The organism is Vibrio sp. McD22-P3 (assembly GCF_021568915.1).
Taxonomy (GTDB): domain Bacteria; phylum Pseudomonadota; class Gammaproteobacteria; order Enterobacterales; family Vibrionaceae; genus Vibrio; species Vibrio mediterranei.
In genome coordinates, this window is the sequence record NZ_JAKGTN010000022.1 from 1 (window position 1) to 20,458 (window position 20,458).

General features: G+C 41.7%; 16 protein-coding genes and 2 pseudogenes. 6 read left to right on the forward strand and 12 right to left on the reverse strand.

The window, feature by feature from the left end:
- The first annotated feature begins 226 nt into the window (after positions 1–226).
- Positions 227–949, forward strand: a complete 723-nt coding sequence (gene nfsA / locus L2W36_RS21675) for an oxygen-insensitive NADPH nitroreductase (RefSeq protein ID WP_236111600.1) — start codon at positions 227–229, stop codon at positions 947–949.
- 64 nt (positions 950–1,013) lie between these two features.
- Here nfsA and L2W36_RS21680 read toward each other — a convergent pair whose 3' ends face one another.
- Complete coding sequence (locus tag L2W36_RS21680; protein WP_236111601.1) at positions 1,014–2,348, reverse strand: sensor histidine kinase; 1,335 nt, start codon at positions 2,346–2,348, stop codon at positions 1,014–1,016.
- Positions 2,349–2,359: 11 nt separating this feature from the next.
- Entirely contained in the window at positions 2,360–3,052 is a 693-nt protein-coding gene (locus L2W36_RS21685) for a response regulator transcription factor (RefSeq protein ID WP_236111602.1), read from the reverse strand.
- A gap of 444 nt (positions 3,053–3,496) precedes the next feature.
- Here L2W36_RS21685 and L2W36_RS21690 point away from each other — a divergent pair, with 444 nt between their 5' ends.
- Entirely contained in the window at positions 3,497–5,110 is a 1,614-nt protein-coding gene (locus L2W36_RS21690; RefSeq protein WP_236111603.1) for a hypothetical protein, read from the forward strand.
- A gap of 40 nt (positions 5,111–5,150) precedes the next feature.
- Here the strand turns inward: L2W36_RS21690 and L2W36_RS21695 are convergent, their stop codons facing one another.
- From L2W36_RS21695 to L2W36_RS21720, 6 genes are all read right to left on the reverse strand, one after another.
- Positions 5,151–5,942, reverse strand: a complete 792-nt coding sequence (locus L2W36_RS21695) for an EAL domain-containing protein (protein ID WP_236111604.1) — start codon at positions 5,940–5,942, stop codon at positions 5,151–5,153.
- Positions 5,943–6,150: 208 nt separating this feature from the next.
- The gene (locus L2W36_RS21700) at positions 6,151–7,197 is read right to left on the reverse strand and encodes a GMP reductase (protein ID WP_236111605.1); all 1,047 of its coding nucleotides are present in this window, start codon (positions 7,195–7,197) and stop codon (positions 6,151–6,153) included.
- Between the two features lie 525 nt (positions 7,198–7,722).
- Positions 7,723–9,255, reverse strand: a complete 1,533-nt coding sequence (locus tag L2W36_RS21705; protein WP_236111606.1) for an NAD(P)H-hydrate dehydratase — start codon at positions 9,253–9,255, stop codon at positions 7,723–7,725.
- A 138-nt stretch (positions 9,256–9,393) separates the two neighbouring features.
- Positions 9,394–9,636 (reverse strand): hypothetical protein, encoded by a 243-nt coding sequence (locus L2W36_RS21710; RefSeq protein ID WP_006073638.1) that lies wholly within the window; start codon positions 9,634–9,636, stop codon positions 9,394–9,396.
- A gap of 36 nt (positions 9,637–9,672) precedes the next feature.
- The gene (locus tag L2W36_RS21715; RefSeq protein WP_236111607.1) at positions 9,673–10,569 is read right to left on the reverse strand and encodes a DUF6279 family lipoprotein; all 897 of its coding nucleotides are present in this window, start codon (positions 10,567–10,569) and stop codon (positions 9,673–9,675) included.
- Between the two features lie 113 nt (positions 10,570–10,682).
- The gene (locus L2W36_RS21720; RefSeq protein WP_236111608.1) at positions 10,683–11,669 is read right to left on the reverse strand and encodes a cytochrome-c peroxidase; all 987 of its coding nucleotides are present in this window, start codon (positions 11,667–11,669) and stop codon (positions 10,683–10,685) included.
- 494 nt (positions 11,670–12,163) lie between these two features.
- On the opposite strand from L2W36_RS21720, the gene L2W36_RS21725 reads away from it, so the two are divergent.
- The 3 genes from L2W36_RS21725 (at position 12,164) to L2W36_RS21735 (ending at position 14,634) form a co-directional block, all read left to right on the forward strand.
- Positions 12,164–12,556, forward strand: a complete 393-nt coding sequence (locus L2W36_RS21725) for a glycine zipper family protein (protein ID WP_006073632.1) — start codon at positions 12,164–12,166, stop codon at positions 12,554–12,556.
- A gap of 66 nt (positions 12,557–12,622) precedes the next feature.
- Entirely contained in the window at positions 12,623–13,441 is an 819-nt protein-coding gene (locus L2W36_RS21730) for a LysR family transcriptional regulator (RefSeq protein WP_236111609.1), read from the forward strand.
- A 176-nt stretch (positions 13,442–13,617) separates the two neighbouring features.
- Entirely contained in the window at positions 13,618–14,634 is a 1,017-nt protein-coding gene (locus L2W36_RS21735; protein ID WP_236111610.1) for an OmpA family protein, read from the forward strand.
- A 47-nt stretch (positions 14,635–14,681) separates the two neighbouring features.
- Here the strand turns inward: L2W36_RS21735 and L2W36_RS21740 are convergent, their stop codons facing one another.
- Complete coding sequence (locus L2W36_RS21740; RefSeq protein ID WP_236111611.1) at positions 14,682–15,950, reverse strand: O-acetylhomoserine aminocarboxypropyltransferase/cysteine synthase family protein; 1,269 nt, start codon at positions 15,948–15,950, stop codon at positions 14,682–14,684.
- A 234-nt stretch (positions 15,951–16,184) separates the two neighbouring features.
- On the opposite strand from L2W36_RS21740, the gene L2W36_RS21745 reads away from it, so the two are divergent.
- On the forward strand, positions 16,185–17,054 hold the full coding sequence (locus tag L2W36_RS21745; protein ID WP_236111612.1) for a patatin-like phospholipase family protein: 870 nt from the start codon (positions 16,185–16,187) through the stop codon (positions 17,052–17,054).
- Positions 17,055–17,092: 38 nt separating this feature from the next.
- Here L2W36_RS21745 and yqfB read toward each other — a convergent pair whose 3' ends face one another.
- The 3 genes and pseudogenes from yqfB to L2W36_RS27555 form a co-directional block, all read right to left on the reverse strand.
- The gene (yqfB, locus tag L2W36_RS21750; protein ID WP_031494371.1) at positions 17,093–17,401 is read right to left on the reverse strand and encodes a N(4)-acetylcytidine aminohydrolase; all 309 of its coding nucleotides are present in this window, start codon (positions 17,399–17,401) and stop codon (positions 17,093–17,095) included.
- Between the two features lie 9 nt (positions 17,402–17,410).
- A pseudogene (locus L2W36_RS27550) lies at positions 17,411–19,009 on the reverse strand (SbcC/MukB-like Walker B domain-containing protein); the annotation flags it as partial.
- A 711-nt stretch (positions 19,010–19,720) separates the two neighbouring features.
- Positions 19,721–20,455: pseudogene (locus L2W36_RS27555) on the reverse strand (AAA family ATPase); the annotation flags it as partial.
- Positions 20,456–20,458 lie beyond the last annotated feature (3 nt).

Consider the following 20,458-nt stretch of genomic DNA (forward strand, 5'->3'; position numbering starts at 1 on the left):
CAACAAATTGATTTTCTAGAAATCTAGACAACTCATTGTAAAATAAGCAGTTTTAGTTTTTAGGCGTAGCGTTCAAATCCCTATCTCTCCGCCACATTCTAAAGCCTCGCTTAATGCGAGGCTTTTTTCTTTATTCTACAATCCCCTATGCAATTCAAACTTGCAATCTCCTATGAAAAGAAACTAAGGTTCAGTAAGTTATATTAGCCATAGGGACAAAAGGAACGTGAACTCTACTCTAGAAACAATACTCAACCACCGTTCTATTCGAAAATTTAAGCAGCAATCTATCGATAAGGATATTCTAGACACTATTCTTAAAGCTGGAATTGCCGCATCATCATCTAGCCTATTGCAAGTCGTCTCTATTATCAGGGTCACAGAGAAAGATAAGCGCAACAAACTGGTGCAACTTTCTGGCAATCAACCCTATGTGGCTCAAGCCGCTGAATTTCTCGTTTTCTGTATAGACTATCAGCGTCACCAAGAGTTAAACCCAAACGTGAAAGTTGACTACACAGAGTTAGGTTTAATCGGTGCTATTGATGCCGGAATAATGGCACAGAACTGTTTAGTGGCGGCCGAGTCACTAGAGTTAGGCGGCGTCTATATCGGAGGCCTGAGAAATAAAGCGGCTGAAGTTGATGAGTTGTTAGGTTTGCCCCCGCACTCTGCGGTTCTTTTTGGGATGTGTTTAGGATATCCAGACCAAATCCCAGAGGTAAAACCACGCTTGCCTCTTGACGTCATTGTGCATGAAAATGAATACCATCAGCTAGATAAAAATGCGGTTGCACAATACGATGATGTGATGCTTTCCTATTACGCACATCGATCAACAAACCAAAAAAGCAGTACGTGGTCTTCACAAGTTACTAGTAAGCTAGAAGGTGAATCTCGACCTCATATGCTCGGTTACCTAAACAGTAAAGGTTTGTTCAAACGCTAATTTCTACAGTAAGAACTCATGACTTAATCTCTTTCTAGTCATGAGTTCTTTCGTACAAAGCAATTCACTCTTTCGGGATCACTACTGTAAAACGGGCGCCACCAATGTGGCTTTCATCTACAGATACATTCCATCCTAAGTTTCTGCTTGCCTGAGCGACAATAGCTAACCCTAGACCGAATCCGCCATTGTTATGATTTCGCGAAGAGTCCAAGCGCGAGAAGGCGATAAATACTTCCTCTCGCTTTTCAATAGGGATGCCAGGACCATTATCTTCTACGTCCAAAGTCCAACATGAGTGGTACTCTCTCAAGGTGACATTGACTACCCCGCCACCGTAACGAAGTGCATTTTTAAGTAAGTTATCAATGACCAATTTGGACAAGCACTTAGAAGCCAAATACCTATCATCTAGGATGTTTGAATCTTTGATAAACTGAATTTGCTTAGTATCAGCGATAACATCGATACGTTTTTCAACTAGTTCAGAAACGGAAAATGCCTCGCGAGCGATTGGTAGTTCACCGCACCGACCGTTAGTAAGCCTCGATAACTTAAGAATATCACTGGTTAAATGGGAAATGTCTTCAATATAACTGTCTATGTCGTTAAAGAGTGTTTGTTTGTCCTTTGTATCCTCTCTTCTGAGTAAATCACTGGCCATTTGAATTCTAGTTAGGGGCGTTCGGATTTCATGAGGAATAGCCTGAGAAAACACCAGCGACTCTTTTACTCTTAGTTCGATATCATCAGCCATATCGTTAAAACTATGAGCGAGTTCTTTTATCGGTGAAATATGGAACACCTCAGAGCGAACACTAAGGTCACCTTGTCCAAATTTTGTCTGCACAGCTAATAGTTTGTTAATGCGCTTGTTAACTCTGTGCAACGGCAAGTAAATTAATCCTGCTAAAGCGATGCTCAATGTCACGAATAAGGCAAAAAAGAACTGGTTATCGCTGTCTTCATACCATTTAGCGTCAGCACTAAACGGGTCTTCGGTTTCTATAAAAAATAGTTGCTTGTTGGCACGTGGTATTGGAAAAGCGGCTACAAATAACTGGTTATTTTTGATATAAACATCAATGCCATCTCTTCGTTTGAATAGTTCACAATCTGAACAGACGTCTGTAATGGAAGTAGTACTGTCCGATAGCATTAATTTGTAGTCGTAATACTGCAAAGAGGACATGCTGTTGAGCTTATGATGAAATCCGTGCCTCTCATGTTGACTATCGATATAATCTTGAACGTAAGAGTTTCCATTGTCGATAAAAGAGCCAATATCCTCGTGTCTTAATAAAACATTCGTAACATTGATAAAGACGAAGAAGGTTAATACTAACCCTATTAGACTTTCTATGTACAAACAGGTAAACATGTTTTTCGGCTGAGACATTATTTTCATCGTTAGGCCTTAACCAGTCTGTATCCTTGGTTTCGAACTGTTTTGATAATTGCGTCATATATTTCAGCTTGAATCAGCTTTTTCCTTAAGCCTGAAATTCGCATATCGATCGAACGGTTGTAGGAACTGTACTCAATCCCTCTGACAACTCGACAGCAATGCTCTCTAGAAACTGTTTTTCCCTTATTTTCAATAAGTAACTGAAGAATTTCAAACTCAGAGTTAGTGAGATTTAAAGGTTTCTGTTCATAGTATGCGGTCTGGTTCTCATTATTAACGACAATTCCATAAGCATCTGATATATATAAAGACTTTTCAGCTTGTTGGACAGGTTTATAACGGCGCATTAACGCTTCAATACGAGCAACAAGAATATGGCCTCTCACTGGTTTTGTTATATAGTCGTCAGCCCCTAGCTTGAATAGCGATACCTCACTCATTTCATCTTCTGCTGCCGTAACTACCATAATCATTCCAGAATAAAATGCGCGCGCTTCTCGACAAATATCCCCCCCTGACTTTCCTGGTAACATTAAATCTAATATCACTAGATCGGGTTTAAGAGAATCGATTTTATTCAGAGCTATTGATCCGTCTTCAATCCAGTTGACTGTATAACCTTCTGCCTCCAAGAACATTTTGGTCAAATTTCCAATATGCATGTCATCTTCGATAAGCAAAATATTGCAATCCATAACTCCTCCTTAAAACGTAAACGCGCCGGAGTATATTGAAAGTTGAGCATTTCTCAATGCCAATATAAAAAAACATAAAAAAGTTTAGTATCACGGATTTTACAACGCCCTTGCTTACATTAGCTTACTTTGCCTAAATATACAGTACGCAACACCATTAAAATTAATACTTTAGTGGTATCACATTGCTCATGGAACCGAGAAATTACATTTAATGACTAAATGTGACTAAATAATTATTGTACTCATACTTACAAATACCTTAATTGAGCACTGTAACTCCATTTGTACACCTAGATTTCTGCTCTGCATTTATTACTATCGCGCACAATTCAGAGGGTAGACTCACGTTTTATAACTGCCCCACTTCGTTTATAGGCATTAACGTATTTCAAATAATGTTGAGCTTGTAAAGGTTACCGTTAGAAATCATTAGGAAATAAAATGCATTTGATTAAGTTGCTAAGCTTTAGCGCAATAACACTAGCTATTGCTTCAGGTTGTAAGTCAGACAGCGATTCAAGTCATCCAACTTCACCCCCTCCAACAGTTCCAGCCTCGAAGACCGTGAACAACATATCAATTAGTCAAGTAAGTAAGACACTTCCACAAGAGCTTAACATCGCAAGCAATGCTGGTTTTAACCTCTACGTTTCAGTAACTCCTTCAGGTACAGCGACGAGGCAATTGAGATCGTCAGGTATCAATGATGGTGCTATACATGTCATCGCGTATTTCGATGAATCAAAATATCCAGATACTATAGAAAAGGAGAGGCATAGAACAATCGTCAACTACAAAATCGAACGAGCTACCAAGATTCTTCAACACCTGATGTCCAACGTCCCGAACTCACAGTATGGAGAGAATAAATCGTCAATCGCTGCACTCATGGCGCAACGAGAAGCGACATTGATAATGACGGAAAACGATGAGCAAAACCAAATGATGCTCACCAAATTATTCGTCGGCGAAGCGTTTCGTCAAAACAAAATAGATGATTGGGTATCAAAAGTTCCTTCTGCGTCAAGTATCCTTGATACTACATCAGAATTTAATTTCTTAAACTCTCTAATCCCGCTAGCGTCGCCTGATGAGGATCTCTTCGATAATATTATTACTTCGATCTTAACCGGTGTACAGCAAAGTCCTAATAGCCCCAAGTGGCTCATCAACAGCCAATCATTAATGTTCAGAGAGTTAACCCTTGAAGGTGACTGCCACTATATGAGTAACTTCGCGAACTATTGCGAAAACTTAGGTAAACATGCAGACAGAGACGCAGGGTTTGAGGAAATACTTCACTTGTTTCAAGCACAAGGTATCGCTCCTAATCCGACGTTTTATGCGTTTCAACAACAGGTTCAACAACGAGCGCTCTCACTCTATACCGATCACAAAAACGGCCACTATTCACCATGGCAACCAACCAACAGTAGTTGGCAAGATTGGAAAAATGACGACATAGATCCAGCTATCGGACCAAGCTATTCTCATGAGTACTTTGCGGCTGCGTTCGAAGCTTACATGGGGATGTGGGAGCACAAGAGCAAAGGTTTAGATAACTATCAAGCAGTGACTCGCTCTCAAATGCGTTCTATTGATACCGAGTCAGCCTTTTGGATAGAAAACATGTTCCACGACTACTTGCAATACACCGCAAATATCGATTCCAACGGTGTCAAGACGTATTACAACCACCGATTTCCACAAGGGGGCTTAACTCCGACGTTCAATATGTCGAAAAGTACGCATCCACCTCTTGAGCCCTATACCTTTAAGTCTCGCTGGCTAGTTAACGTAAAAATCATAGGTGATGCAACGATTAACCTTAGTGCCAATGACCAGAACAATCATATTGAAGGTAATAAAAAAGACAATGTGGTTGATGGTAAGGGTGGCGATGACGTCTATATCATTGATGAGGACTTTGCTAACTGCGTTATCACAGAGCAGAAATACACAGTTGCAGTGCAATGCTCAAACACGGGAACAGATACCCTAGCGAATTTCGAGGCTATTCAGTTTAAAGATCGCACATACTCCCTCGTGCAATAAATTCCTGCTCTAGGAAGCAACCCTATTGGTTTGCTTCCTATCAATCTAAGTTACTTTCCAGTATTTTCATAGCATTGGGTTTTGCTAAGCCGAACCCTTGAAACAATGACACTCCATGCAATTGACAGCGCGTTAATGTGTCTTGATTTTCAATGCCCTCTGCTACAGTAGTTGCTCCTATTTTATTAGCAGTAGTTACCGCTTCTGAAATTTTTTCATCACACAATAAGGCACTTCTATCAAGTTTTAAGTAGTCAGCTTTAATTTCTAGTGCGCGGTCTTTAGTGGAATAGTCTGTCCCATAGTCATCAAGTGCTGTCTGCACACCAAATTTCGCGAGTTTGCCCTTTCCCACGACAATAGCGCGAATGTCAGATTCTTTAAACTCGGTAATTTCAAACACTATTTGTGATGGCATTGCACCAAATTCACCTATCCGTGTCATAAAACGTTCAACGGCAAGAGGTTCATTTGCAAGTAACTCGAACACACACGGAGAGACGTTTAGGAATAACTTTCGTCTTCTAAAACGAGAACAAGAAAAATTATGCAGGTGTAGCTTACAACATAGAATAGTACAGACGACATTTATCTCGACTTGTCGCTCTAAATCAGCAAAGTAACGCGCCGGATCAAGTTTCCGACCAGAGGTGTGCTTTATCCGAGCCAACCCCTCAAGTGCGACAAGCTCTAATTGTTGATTGAAAATTGGTTGGAACACACTAGTAAACTGAATGCCTTGATACACACCGGTGGCAAAGCCATCTGGTTGTATTTTTAACAGCTTTTGCACCGTGTCATATTTATTGGAATATATATTGCTAATGTCCATATTACGCAAGCAGTCCTTCCTTTGCGGGTTGCAGCACGAATTATCGGCGCAATAGTACCAAACCCCTGTGAGGAGATACGTAATACCATGTAAGCAAAGCACTTTGTTTGAGCCGCGTATTGGAATTGAGGCAAAACAATGCAGAAAGATAAGATCAAAAAAGAGCCGCCTAGGCGACTCTTCTATCAGAATTTGGATTGAAAGTTAATTAACCTTCTTTACCAAATACGTTGTTCTCTTGCTCTTGTACACGGATGAACGTGGTACGCTTAGTTAGCTCTTTCAGTTTCGCTGCGCCTACGTATGTACAAGTTGAACGAACGCCACCAAGAATGTCTTGGATTGTGTTGTTTACGTCACCACGGTAAGGCAGAAGAACCGTCTTACCTTCAGCTGCACGGTAGTTAGCAACACCACCAGAGTGTTTGTCCATAGCAGACTGAGAAGACATACCGTAGAACTTCATAAATTGCTTACCATCTTGCTCGATGATTTCGCCACCAGATTGCTCATGACCAGCTAACATACCACCTAGCATTACGAAGTCTGCGCCGCCACCGAAAGCTTTAGCAACATCACCCGCACACGCACAACCACCATCACCAATGATCATGCCACCTAGGCCGTGTGCAGCGTCAGCACACTCGATGATTGCAGACAGCTGTGGGTAACCAACACCTGTCTTAACACGTGTAGTACATACTGAACCAGGACCGATACCTACTTTAACGATATCCGCGCCAGCTAGAATCAGCTCTTCACACATATCGCCAGTTACTACGTTACCTGCTGAAATCGTTTTCGTTGGGAATTCAGCTCGTACTTTTTGTACAAACTCAACTAGGTGCTCTGAGTAACCGTTTGCAATATCGATACAAATGAATTCTAGATCTTCGCTTAATGCTAAGATTTCTTTTGTTTTCTCGAAATCACGCTCAGACGTGCCCGTTGATACGAATACTTTGTTCAATGTTTCTTTTGTTGCACCAGCAACAAACTCAGCCCACTGCTCTACTGTGTAATGCTTATGCATCGCAGTCATTACACCATGTTGTGCTAGCGCTGTAGCCATTTCAAAACTACCAACAGAATCCATGTTAGCTGCAATTACTGGTGTACCAGACCATTGACGACCACTGTGCTTGAATGTAAAATGGCGGGTTAAATTTACTTGAGAACGACTTTTCAGTGTTGAACGCTTAGGGCGAAACAGTACATCTTTAAAGCCTAACTTAAGTTCTTGTTCGATACGCATTGTGTAAATTCCTTGATTTATATAGTACATGTTCCAGTGGGCATATGACTAAGCATAGTGCGTTGGCTCTCCGTTGGCAGACGGTTTACCTTTCTTCGGACACAAAAAAACCGGAGCGTTGGCAGACGCTCCGGTTTTCAGCATTATAGGTCGCGAAAATAATCTCGCAAGACTGATATTTTAATTTTTTTTGTGTTACTATTCCGACAAGTTGCAAATCCGCTGATTATCAATCCTATCTTAACTAAATAAAATCTCTCCAACCCTCTGATATAACAGAAAAAACCACGTTATTTACATAAACAAGCTTACTTTAGCACTCGACGCAAACGTTTTTGCACTGTGCAAATATCGAGCTCTCAACACCTAAATGTGCATTTATTAACCAATCTTTGTGGTTATTCTTGTTATCTATTAGCTCATTTTTACCGATTGATTCGGAAAAAAACCGCTATTTTATATAACCTCTGAACTGTTCAAATCAAAAGTCATTGTTCTTATCGCCATCACGAATACTTCAAACGCTTAAGATGAAACATAATTGTCATGATTTCGAACTAATCGAATTTGTGGGAGTAAATCAGAAGCTAGCATGCCTACTTCTCCATGTTCCTTTGACTCCTGGTCAGCCGCAAGGCTGTGAATCAAAGTGCCAAGAGTTGCAGACTGCATGTTGTTTTTTCCCTGTCCTAATAGAGCTAAGATTGTTCCAGTCAATAAATCACCCATTCCACCACTGGACATCCCTGGGTTTCCTGCATGACAGACAACCATTGACTGACCATCATAAATCAGTGTTCCTGCACCTTTCAGTACCACTACTCCACCGTAAGTTTTTTGTAATGCTCTAATTGCCTGAAAACGGTCCTTCTCTATATCACTTATACGACAGTTTAATAATTGTGCGGCCTCACCTGGATGAGGTGTGATGATATGGTTCTTCAAGACAGCTGTGTCGCTTTGTATCTGGTTAAGCCAATATAGGCCATCTGCATCAATGACGACTGGAAGATCCAACGACATCGCCAACTTCAGTGTTTGGTCAAAAACTCTAGCGGACCAAGCTGTTCGTCCTAACCCCACTCCAATTGCGATTGCGGAGCTCCAATTTACGCGCTCAGTCAATGATTGGGTGGTGCACGCATCAATCATCGCCTCTGGTAGCAACGTTCTTATTGGTGTGACACTCGCTTCGTGGGTTAAGACGGCGCAAAGCCCACCTCCTGCTCTCAAACAAGCCGCAGAAGCCAGATAAGCCGCCCCACTCATTCCATTGTTTGCACCAACCACTAGCAACTTTCCATGCGTTCCTTTGTGAGAATCTTTTGCTCTTTGCGGAAGATAACTCATCCAATGATTGTTGGTTAATACGACGTTTGCTTTATTCTGTTGAGCAAACTCCCTATCTACCCCTAATCCAGCAAAATGCAGGTGTCCTGTAAATGCTCTAGCTCGACCCGTAACTAACCCTTGTTTGACGCCGATAAAAGTCACGGTTCTATCAGCTTTGATCGCGTTTCCCAAAACAACACCGGTATCAGTATCAAGTCCAGAAGGAGTATCTATCGAGATGATTGGCTTAGAAGACTGGTTTAAACGATCAAACACATGAGAATAGAAAGGACGTACTTCACCTGAAATACCGGTCCCTAATAAAGCATCAATAATAACGTCAATGTCATCCGCAACCACATTTTCCGGCGAATCAATAACGCCACCAGCGGAAAGAAATTCATCTCTAGCTCGCAATGCGTCACCTTTAAGTGCGCTTGAATCGCCGATTTGCCAAACCGTAACGTCATAACCTGCACAAAGACTTAGTTTAGCGACGATATACCCATCGCCGCCATTGTTACCCTTACCGCAGCAAACTAGCAGTTTTCGAGTCTCTGAATAGTAAGTTTGTATAAGTTCAAATACTGACGCACCAGCCTGCTGCATTAAGGTATACATTTCTATACCCAATTGTTGAGCTACGATCTTCTCTCCTTCGCGAACTTGTTGCGAAGTGAAGAGCGATTCAGGCAAGGATGTTATGTTTTGGTTCGAAGAGATCATTGTGTGCTCCCGTTTAACCCTAGTGTCAGCTTGTTGGGCAACAAGTGAGGGGCGACAAAGCTTTAGCTATTCGCTTTATTGGTATTTATCCAAATGTTAGCAAACGGGGCACTACAAAGGTGTGAATGAGATTACAAGTTAAAACTGAGGCCAGAAAATATGCAGCGCAAACCTCAAGACAATGGCGAAAATGATCAAAGCTACACCTAATCGATAACGTTTGTATTCATCAACGCTCATGGGAACGCGTTTATAGAACATCGTAACGACGCCCTTCCAATCTTGACTACGACGACCATATTGCACGATACCTGTGATAATGAACAATACACCGGCAAGTAACAGAAGTTTCTCTGTCCAAAAAACACCTTGCTCTATCATAACCCAACTCACTCCTTAAACTGGTTCGTAACTAGTTTATGATGGAAAGGCGTACTTTTCTGTAGAACTATAGTCTAATAGCGCACTTGTCATTAAGTCTGAAGCGATGTCTCGCCAACCGTCAATTTCTTCTATTAGATGTTGATGTTGTTTTTCTGTCACACTGTTGAGCGCAAGAGCTATGTATTTTTCTGCGACTAGTCGATTGTTAGCGATTTTAAATTTTAGTTTCTCGCTATAAAAACTCTCACTGTCATTTAACAAACGTTGAAATTCTGGTTGAAAGTAGCCTAAGTCCGAGCGCCGGTTAAGCAACTGACGCATAAAGTGTTGCATCTGCTGACGATGGGCTTGCCAATCAAATACAGTAACATCCATTTCATTTGCCCAACGACTCGCAAGTGTTTTTTGCTGCTCCGTCAGAGGTCCGAACCAACGCTCCAAATTCTCTTCAATTCGCTGTTGGTAAATAAGTCGAACATCTTCGTCTTGGAGGCCTTGATACTTTTTAATGAACTTCTCGTCTTTCTGCTCTAAATTATCAAGTAACTCTTTCACTTGTTTATCTGTCATCTGTTGTGTCAATGCATACAGATCAGGGGTAATCTGAGCGACTAATCGTTTAGTATGTTGCCTCACCTGTTCCATCTGCAAAGAAACATATTCTGCATCTACAGTTTTTGGGTCCTTATTTCGTATGTCCGTCAACTGTTGTAGGTAACGAGGCAATTCATTGGACTTATGCCAATCACCAAGAACAAGAATACGCTCAGTTAATATTTCCTCCTGGCCGTCTTCAAGCGTTACATAGTCATCAATATAATCAACAATGAACCAATCCAAATTGCTATATAAAAACTTGGTTGTACACCCTGTTACAATTAACAAGCTGACAAATAAACCAAAACTCTTAACCCAACCAACCTTTTTCATTTAAATACTTCTTCCTTAATGTACGTTCATCCGGACTTATACGAAGTTTAAGATAAGATTAGATTAGATTGAAAATGACTAAAGCGCCCAACTTTGAGCGCTTTTTAACTTGTTTAAATTTGTGGTCTTGCCGTTGAGTGTGTTGACGGTGGAAGGTGAGGTAAAGTGATCTCAGGCTGCTCGCCTGTAAGCGATCTTAAGAATGCAGTGATTTTCTTCGATTCATCTTTAGTTAAGCTTTGTCCTAACTGAATATCTGCCATTACTTCCACTGCTTCTTGCAGATCCCATACAGAGCCGTCATGGAAGTATGGGTAGGTAAGTTCGATGTTACGGAGTGTAGGCACTTTAAACACATATTTATCGAAATCCTTTCCTGTTACGGCAGCTCTACCGATGTCTGGATTATCTGTTTTAAATGCTTTGACCAAGCCCATTTTTTGATACATCTGGCCTCCCGCAAGTGGTCCACTATGGCAAGCGGTACAGCCTTTTTGCTTAAACAGTGCGTAACCTTCAACCTGTTCAGCAGTCAACGCTGAATCATCACCCTTTAGCCACTTATCGAACGCCGCGTTGGGGGTGCGAAGCGTTTTTTCAAACGTTGCAATGGCATCTGTTACTTCATTAATGGTAAAGTTCTTTGAACCATATGCACTTTCAAACCACTGTTGGTATTGAGGGATGGATTGTAAAGTTCCAATAGCGAGTTCATGTGAAAACGCCATTTCTATCGGGTTTTCAATAGGCCCTGCGGCTTGCTCTTGAAGGTCTTTCGCACGTCCGTTCCAGAACTGTACGAAGTTTAAATCTGAGTTAAGAACCGTCGGTGAATTGATAGGTCCAATTGCCCACTGATGACCAATAGAGCTCGGAAGGTTATCAACGCCACCTTTCGCCACATTGTGGCAAGAATTACACGAGATCGTATTGGATGCAGATAACCTTGGTTCAAACCAAAGGGCTTTACCCAAGTCGACCTTTTGTTGGTCCAAGCCAACAACGGGTTCAATCACCTTGATCGGCTCTTGATCTTGCCTTTTCGCATTAACGTTAAATGCGATACCTACTGCTATTGCTGTTACTATTACATTTCTCATTGCTTATTCCTTTGCGCAAATATGTAAATATTAAATACAAGCGAATACCGACGATATATATCGTCTCGTTAGGTTATAATTATTATTAAATTCAACGAACTTATGGCTTATTTGTTCGTCGCAATAAAACAGTAAGGAAATATTAATCGCTTTTACAATGCAAAATTTAGATTAAGATTATGAAAAAAAGGAATGTAAAGTTTAACAAGCTGCCATCTGCCTTTATTTATGGGGATTTGAAAAATAATGAGAAATTAGTCATTACATTAACTCTACATTTTGTTTACACACTTTATTGATTTAAATCAACCAGGAAATTTATCGTTAGAAAAGAAACGATACACTAGCTCTATTTGTTTCTTCATCGCATTTCTCTAGTGAATTCCCAAAAGTCCGCCATATGCATTTCACCTAACGCTATACGTAATAACCGATATTCCAAATTGACACACCGATTTCGTTAACATGCTTCCAAATCAACCGGAGTATCCCCTATGAAAAAACCTTTATTTTCTTTACTATTAGCCTCTACATTTGCTTTGCCTAGCTACGCAAACATCATCGTTGATATGCAAGGTGTGGATGAAAAAGACTACATCTACGATCTGCACAAGTGCGAAGAGATGTCTGGACAAGTACAGAAACAAAAATCATCAGGTGGAGCAATAAGCGGCGCTGCTAAAGGGGCTGCTTTAGGTTCAGCTGGCGTAGCAATCGCTGGTGGATCGGGTACTGAAGGTGCGAAAAAAGGTGCTGCAGTGGGAATGGCAGCTGGTGTTCTTGGCCGTAACCGCGCTAATCGTGAAAACTCAGAACAATATAAACAAGACAAGCAGACAGTAGTTAAAAACTGTATGACTAACCGTGGTTACGTGGTACTGAACTAATAATTGCTAAGTTCCTACCCAACAATTATAGTTGCCTTACATTAGCTAAATGGTATCGACTTGCCGATGAACGATCTCAATGCGCTACGCGTATTCTTAACCTTGATGCAAACGCAATCTACGTTAAAAACAGCCAAAGCATTAGGTCGTTCTCAGTCCTACGTCTCTAAAACGCTGGCTCAATTAAGGATCGACTTAGCGGACCCGCTGTTTGTACGCAGTGCAGAAGGCTTATCTCCGACTAGTTATGCTCAAAACATTGAGCCTAAACTAAAAAGTGCCCTTGCAGATATTACCGATGCTTTAAAGCCAGATACCTTCAATCCGAAATCTGTCGATAAAATCACTTTACACATCATCGAGCCCTACTTAATCGGCTGTGGCAAAGAAATTATTAATGCCATTCGCACGCATACATCAGCACCTATTGAAATTAGGCAATGGAATAAAGGCTCAGAGTCGTTGCTTCTGACGGAAGAAGTCGATCTTGCAGTCCATGCTCTGACTGACAAGCCTCAATCTATTTACCAGAAATATATTCACACGGGTACTGGTGTGTTATATGGCAACACGGACGGAGAATACGTTAAGTATATGGTTGCCGATCTAAATGAGCATATTGATTGGTACAAGCTACTTGATAGTGACGCACAAGCAACCATTTTCGTGGATAACCATGCATTGATGACACAGTTAATGGAACAATGTTACACATTGCGGTATATCACGTCCGAAACACCAGAAAAAGCTCCCTTACATTTAGACATGGCTATCTTAACCAAGGCGTCGCGTAAAAATGAAGAAAAGGTAAAATGGCTCATAGAAATCCTTGAACCAATTCTGCGACGTTATACCCCTCTTTCGTACAGCAACACACCCAACTGATACAAAGACATAGTTCACATATATAGGAAATCTGCGTCCGTTATTTCTTATAAATGAGCAATAGGCTGTTCTTTTGATATGAAACCCGTTTTATTCCTTTGATAAAAAAGAGCTCCTCACCTATTTTTAGCAGTGATGTAATACATCGTACAGTTAACGATAGAAAGGATGTCATTATGAGAAAAACAGTGGTAGCAGCATCAATTATTGGAACGATGATGGCATTGCCAGTTGTCGCCGACGATGGTTTTTATCTGGGTGGTCGATTGGGTGGTTCTCAACTATCCGATGCGTGTAATGTCTCAGCAGCACCTTGTACAGACAGTGGTTTCAGTGCCGGCGTTTATACTGGTTACGATTGGAATGACTACATTGCACTCGAATTTGCTTACGATTGGCTAGGCAGCTATGAAACTTCGTTTGTTGATGGAGCTGAGTATAGAAGAGATGCAAATTTGAGTGCTCTTACACTTGCTCCTAAGTTCTCTTACCCATTTAACGATGAATGGGCAATATTCGGCAAAGTTGGCGCCGCATATACAATGTATGATGACCGTAAATCAACAGCTCTGATGGGAGGAGTCGGTTTAGAGTATGACTTTGCAACAGCTTGGTCAGGTCGACTCGAATATCAGCGAATCAACGACGCTAAAGATGATTGGTTCAACACTGATGTCGATACTTTCTGGCTCGGTATTTCATACTCATTTGGTAGTGCATCTGAGGCTGCTGCAACCGCTGCTGCAGCTAGTTCAACTCAGGAGGCCTCAGCCGAAGAACCACCTGTTGCAGAAGCGGTAGTTATGACCAAAACATTTGAACAAGTTTCTGGTCAAGAAAACTTTGAGTTTAATAGCACTAAGTTGAACGAGAATACTAAGTCTGATTACGATCCACTTATCGCTCTAATGCAAGATTATCCAGATTCAACCGTAACCATCACTGGTTATACTGATTCATCTGGTCCTGAAGAGGTCAATCAACGAATTTCTGAAGAGCGTGCTGAATCCATCGCCGCTTACTTAGAATCTCAAGGCATAGACCGCTCTAGAATGACGGTTAGTGGCATGGGCGAATCTAACCCAATTGCCGACAACTCAACGAAAGAAGGTCGTGCACAAAACCGTCGTGTTGAAATTACTGTTCCTGAGTTCGAATACACCACAGAAGAAATGGTAGAAAAAGCCCAATAGTAATGATTAAGAACAAAAAGAAACCGAGCTTGGCTCGGTTTCTTTTTCTATGCTTTAAGTGCTTGTTCCAAGTCAGCCAGAATGTCATCTATATGCTCAATACCAACTGAAAGCCTAATCATCTCAGGACGCACTCCCGCTTCTAACTGTTCAGACTCACTCATTTGTCTATGAGTTGTAGAAGCAGGATGACACGCTAATGATTTCGCATCGCCAATGTTCACTAACCTCTTAAATATCTGTAACGCGTCATAAAAACGCACACCAGCTTCATAACCGTCTTTCAAGCCAAAAGACAGAATGGCGGATGGTTTCCCATCCATATATTTACACGCCAATTCATAGTGAGCCGAATCTTCTAAACCGGCATAAGACACCCAACTCACTTTCTCGTGTTGTTGTAAATATTGCGCCACTTTGAGGGCATTTTCAGTATGACGCTCCATACGTAAAGGAAGAGTTTCTAGACCTTGTAGCAACATAAAAGCGTTCATTGGAGACAGTGCGGATCCTGTATTGCGCAAAGGTACGGTTCTAGCTCGACCTATGAATGCTGCTGGACCAAATGCCTCGGTATAAACCACACCATGATAAGACGGCTCTGGTTGATTGAAAACTGGGAATCGCTCTTTATGCTGGTCCCATGGAAACTTCCCAGAATCGATAATCACACCGCCGAGCGATGTCCCATGTCCGCCAACATACTTTGTCAAAGAATGCACCACTATGTCCGCACCATGCTCGATGGGTTTACAAAGTATCGGAGTCGCAACAGTATTGTCGACAATGACAGGAACACCTTGCTGATGTGCCAACGAAGAAATACCTTCTAGATCAACGATATTTCCTGCGGGGTTACCAATCGATTCGCAGTAAACTGCTTTGGTATTTTCGTCAATTAGCTCGGCAATCGATTCTGGATTGTCATCTTTAGCAAACTTTACTTGAATCCCTTGCTTCGGCAACATGTGAGCAAATAATGTGTATGTTCCGCCATAAAGTTGAGGCGTCGAGACAATGTTATCTCCGGCTTCCGCTAGAGTCAGAATTGCATAGTTAATCGCGGCACTACCTGCACTTACCACCAACCCAGCAATTCCTCCTTCTAAAGCGGCCATGCGCTGTTCGAGTACATCATTCGTTGGGTTCATAATGCGAGTATAAATATTGCCTGGTACTTCCAAATTGAATAGATCCGCTCCGTGCTGTGCGCTATCAAATTCGTATGCTACCGTTTGGTAAATGGGTGTCGCGACTGATTTTGTCGTAGGGTCCGTTTCATATCCGTGATGAATCGATAGTGTTTCGTCTTTCATTGTCCTTCCTTTTACAAAGTCCTATCTTTCTGGACGTTTTTAAGCGTCAGCCTTCCAGTATTTCATTACTAAATCGAGAATTCTTTGAATCAGACCAAAAAACCAACATGAGTTTTTGCTTTTTAACCTGATGTTTTATCGGTTTTACCAATTAATGAAATAAGTAGAGCCAGTTATACTTGCTTCAACAATCCTAGTATTGTTGCAACATAACCCAAGAGAAGAGAAATCCATATGACCGATAAAGCACTGATCGTCGAAGGTGGCGCAATGCGAGGCATATTTGCAGCAGGTGTGTTGGACGCATTTTTAGAACAGTCGTACAAGCCATACCACTTCGTTATCGGCGTTTCCGCCGGAGCATCAAACCTACTGGGATATTTAGGGAATGCTCCTGGTCGAAGTTACCAAGTTATTAAAGAGCTCGCGACTAGCAAGCAGTTTTACAACCCTCGACGGTTTGTAGCTGGTGGACATCTCGTGGATGTTAAATGGCTATATGAAGAATCCAATAGACAGTTTCCACTCGATCAAGACACGGTATTCAATTCCGTACCTTTTATTGCCGCAGCTACAAATGTTTCAACAGGTCTACCGGATTACTATGAAGTCACTCGTTCCAATATCGCTAAAGCATTAGAGGCAACCGCTTCATTACCTCTCGCCTATAAAAAAACACCTTGCTTTGATGGTGGGTGTTATACCGATGGTGGCGTAGCAGATTCTATTCCCGTACGTGAGGCTTATCATCGAGGAGCCAGAGACATAACGGTTATCCTGTCTCATCCGTTAAGCTATGAAATGCCCAAACCTAAATCAGGTTGGCTGATGAAAAAGATGTTTGTCAAACACCCAAATGTAGGCCGAGCACTCACTAAACGCGCTCAAAACTACAATGAGTCTTTGGATTTTATCAAGAACCCGCCACTTGACTGCGTCATTCGTGTCATCTCTCCACCAGAGCATTTCCCGGTGCGACGTTTAACAATGAAAAAAGAGTTGCTGGATGTAGGTTACGATATGGGACGAGACGAAGGAAGAAAGCATGTTCACCATCTTAGAGGTGAACATGTCTATCAACAAGAAGAGTGCCCTTTTTGCTAACAACCGGTGTTTTAGGAACAGACCTTCCTTACAAGCGATTATGCTAGCTCAAACGTGATTACGTACAATTCGTTCTCACTAGGATAGATGTCACGGATGACCTCTTTTAGCTGAGGCAAAGTCATGTTCTCTTGATAAGCGTGAGCCTCATTAATGTCGTCGTACTGGATCGCCTCAATAGAAACAATGTTTAAATCTCCAAACTTTCTACCAGTTTCAAACGTCGCAACAGGAACAACTCGTCCTAGTTCAAAATCAATTTCTGTTTTGTCGCGAATCGTAATTGTTTTCTTACCTGACAAAATGTCAGCTTCAAACCTTTCGAAAAACGTGATTTGGTCTAGCATAAAATACCCTTAATTAACCAAACTTACTGTACTACCAACTCGCGATGCATGGACATCTAGACGAAGTGGCATTTGTTCTTTTAATTCTGAGACATGGGAAATAATCCCAATTGTTCGTCCGCTTTGTTGAAGTTCAACTAGAGTCTGAACTGCAAGGTCGAGTGACTCCGGATCTAAACTACCAAATCCTTCATCGATAAACAGCGTATCCAATCGAATGCCGCCACTATAGGATTGAACAACATCTGACAACCCTAGTGCTAAGGAAAGCGCTGCCATAAATGACTCACCACCCGAGAGCGTCGCCACATCACGCCATTTTCCTGTATATGCATCCTCTACTATCAAATCCAAGCCAGACCCTGCATTACCTTTACTTCGTGTTTCTTTTCGTTTTAGGTCATATCGACCTTTACTCATCAATCTCAATCTTTGTGATGCTTGGATGAGTACGTCGTCAAGCAATACGCCTAATACAAAACGATGAAGACTAATTTTATTACCCGTTTTACCATTAGCCACGTCACTTAATGTCCCAACCACTTGATATCGCTTATCAAGCTCTGCATTTTGCGACACCAACGAGTTCACTCGAGTTAATACATTATTTAGGCTATCCAGTTTAGATTGCTGTTGTTGGAACTGACCTAACATATGTTGATACGATGCATCAGTTTCATTTTTGGCAACAAGCAGTTCCTGGACGTTCGGGTGCTCTACACCTTTCAACTCTTCAGTCAACAGCTTCAGCTGCTCGCTTACTCTAACCTCATCTCGAACAAACGTCTCAAGCTCAAGCTCAAGTGCAGCGATACGTGGCTCGTCTACTATCGAGGACAAGAAAGCTTCCTCGTCAGAAAAATGACTACTCAACAGTAGTGTCTTCCACCTCTCTACTGAAGACGCATGTTCGTTTGATAAATCCTTCAATTGCTTAGTTAATGTGTCCAAATGAGACTGATATTTAACCAAGGTTTCTGCTGTCTGATTAGCATAGCGCTGTGCTGCTTCAAGCGCCTGAGAAAGCTGCGTTAGTTCATCAGAGATTGAGGCTTGACGCTGAAGGACTAATTGGGCATTAGCATATCCAGTCTTGTTGTTCGATTCCAACTGTACAACCACTGCTCGCAGTTGCTCTTTTGAAATTGCCGCTTTATTAACTGAATTCGTTAACGTGTTTAATAACTCTTGCTTAGCTGATGTTTCGCTAACGTGTTTGTTAAGGCGCGATTCCATGGCGCTTAAATCAATCTTGTTGAGCTCACTGATTTTGTTTTCAAGCATCGTTATTTGATTTTGCGTTTCAATAGCAGATTGATCTAACTTCGCCTCATCCAACTCTAATGAATTTATAAGGTCGCTTCGCTGTAATACGGCACTGTCTAGAACACTATTTAGCCTTACTAGCTCTTGTTGCTGCTGGTTTAGCTCTGCATTTACGCTCGTTTCATTGGCTCTAAAGTCATTCAATTGTTGTAAGCTAACGGTTTCCTGTGATGGTGCCGCTAGTTTAGGGTGTTCAACACTACCACAAACTGGACAAGCGGTACCTTCTTCAAGAGTCGCGGCCAGTATCGAGGCTTGACTAGAATGCCAGGCTATTTCACATTCTGTACGCTTGCGAGTAGCGGCTTGAGCCGAATCCGACAAGTTTTTAACCGTAGATTGAGTGTCATTTAGCTGTTTCTGCAACGCTACAATATTCGCGGCTATTGTTTTAAGTGTTTCAATACCTTGCCATTGTTTCCGCCGCTCACTGAGTGACATTGTCACTTCACCAAGTTTCTGCTTCTCTTTCCTTGCGTCACTCAAAGATTTTTCAAACGTTAGAGTCTGCGCCTGAAGTCGTTCGACTTCATCGGATACTTGTTTATGCTGCTCTACATATGTGTTGAATTGACTGTCAGCATGTTGAGCTTCTCGCCTTTTATCATCAAGTTGGTTCAGAGTTTTTTCTAACTGCTTTAAGGAGTAGCTTTCTTCATTGAGCGCTTCACTCCTTTTATGAACCAGTTTTTGTTGTTCCAAAGCAGTAATAGACGCATCTCGTTCCGTCTCCGCTTGTTGTATTTTTCCACGTCCAATATCAATACGTTCCGATAAAGTTGACATGTTTTGTTCAAGCTTTATGGTTTCATCAAAAGTAGGTTTAATCTTTATTGCCTGCTTGTGACTCGTCATAATTTGCTTGTTTAGTGCAATTTCTCCGCGTTTGTCGTTTAGCGTTTTCGCCTCAGCTTCTACGTTGCTCTTAGCTTGGAATCTCTTTTCTAGTGACTGCGCTTGATCATATATTTGCTGAGCTTGGTTTTTTCTCTTTTCAACGACCTGTAATTCTTGCTTTGCGCGCTCAACATTGGGAGATAACACATCTAAAGAGTCATTGAGCTGCTGTAAAGATTCAAGAGAAGCTACATCTAATGCGCCTTTAATTTGGTTATCAAATTCCTCTTTCGCTTTGCGAATACCTGCTGCTTTATCAAAAAGAGTACGTTCTATCGCCGCATAGACTTGTGTTTGAAATAACTGACCAAAGATAGATTCCCTCTCTTTAGAACTTGCGGTTAGCAACTCTCTAAACTTTCCTTGAGGAATCACCATCACTTGTCGAAACTGCTTAACGTCAAGTCCTAGCAGTTCTTGTATCGCGACACCTACTTGTTTAGGTTTATTAGCAATAAGCGTGTTGTCGCTAAGCTTAAGTAATGTAGCACTATGGCTTCGTTTTGTTGTACCTTCTCCACGCTGTTTTGGAACTTCCTGATCGGGACTACGAGTAACCTCATACTTCTCACCCGACAGTTCAAACTCAAATACCAAGGTGGTCAGCGTTTTACTATCAGCATAATCACAACGCATTTGATCGCCAGTACGCTCGCTTCCAGTGGTCTCGCCATAAAGCGCGTAGCAAATCGCATCCAGTATTGAGCTTTTTCCAGACCCCGTGGGGCCATTGATAAGAAAAAGCGGACAATCACCTAGCTGAGAAAAATCAATACTCTCTTTACCAGAGAATGGACCAAACGCCTGCAGAGTCAGTTTTAAAGGTTTCACTAT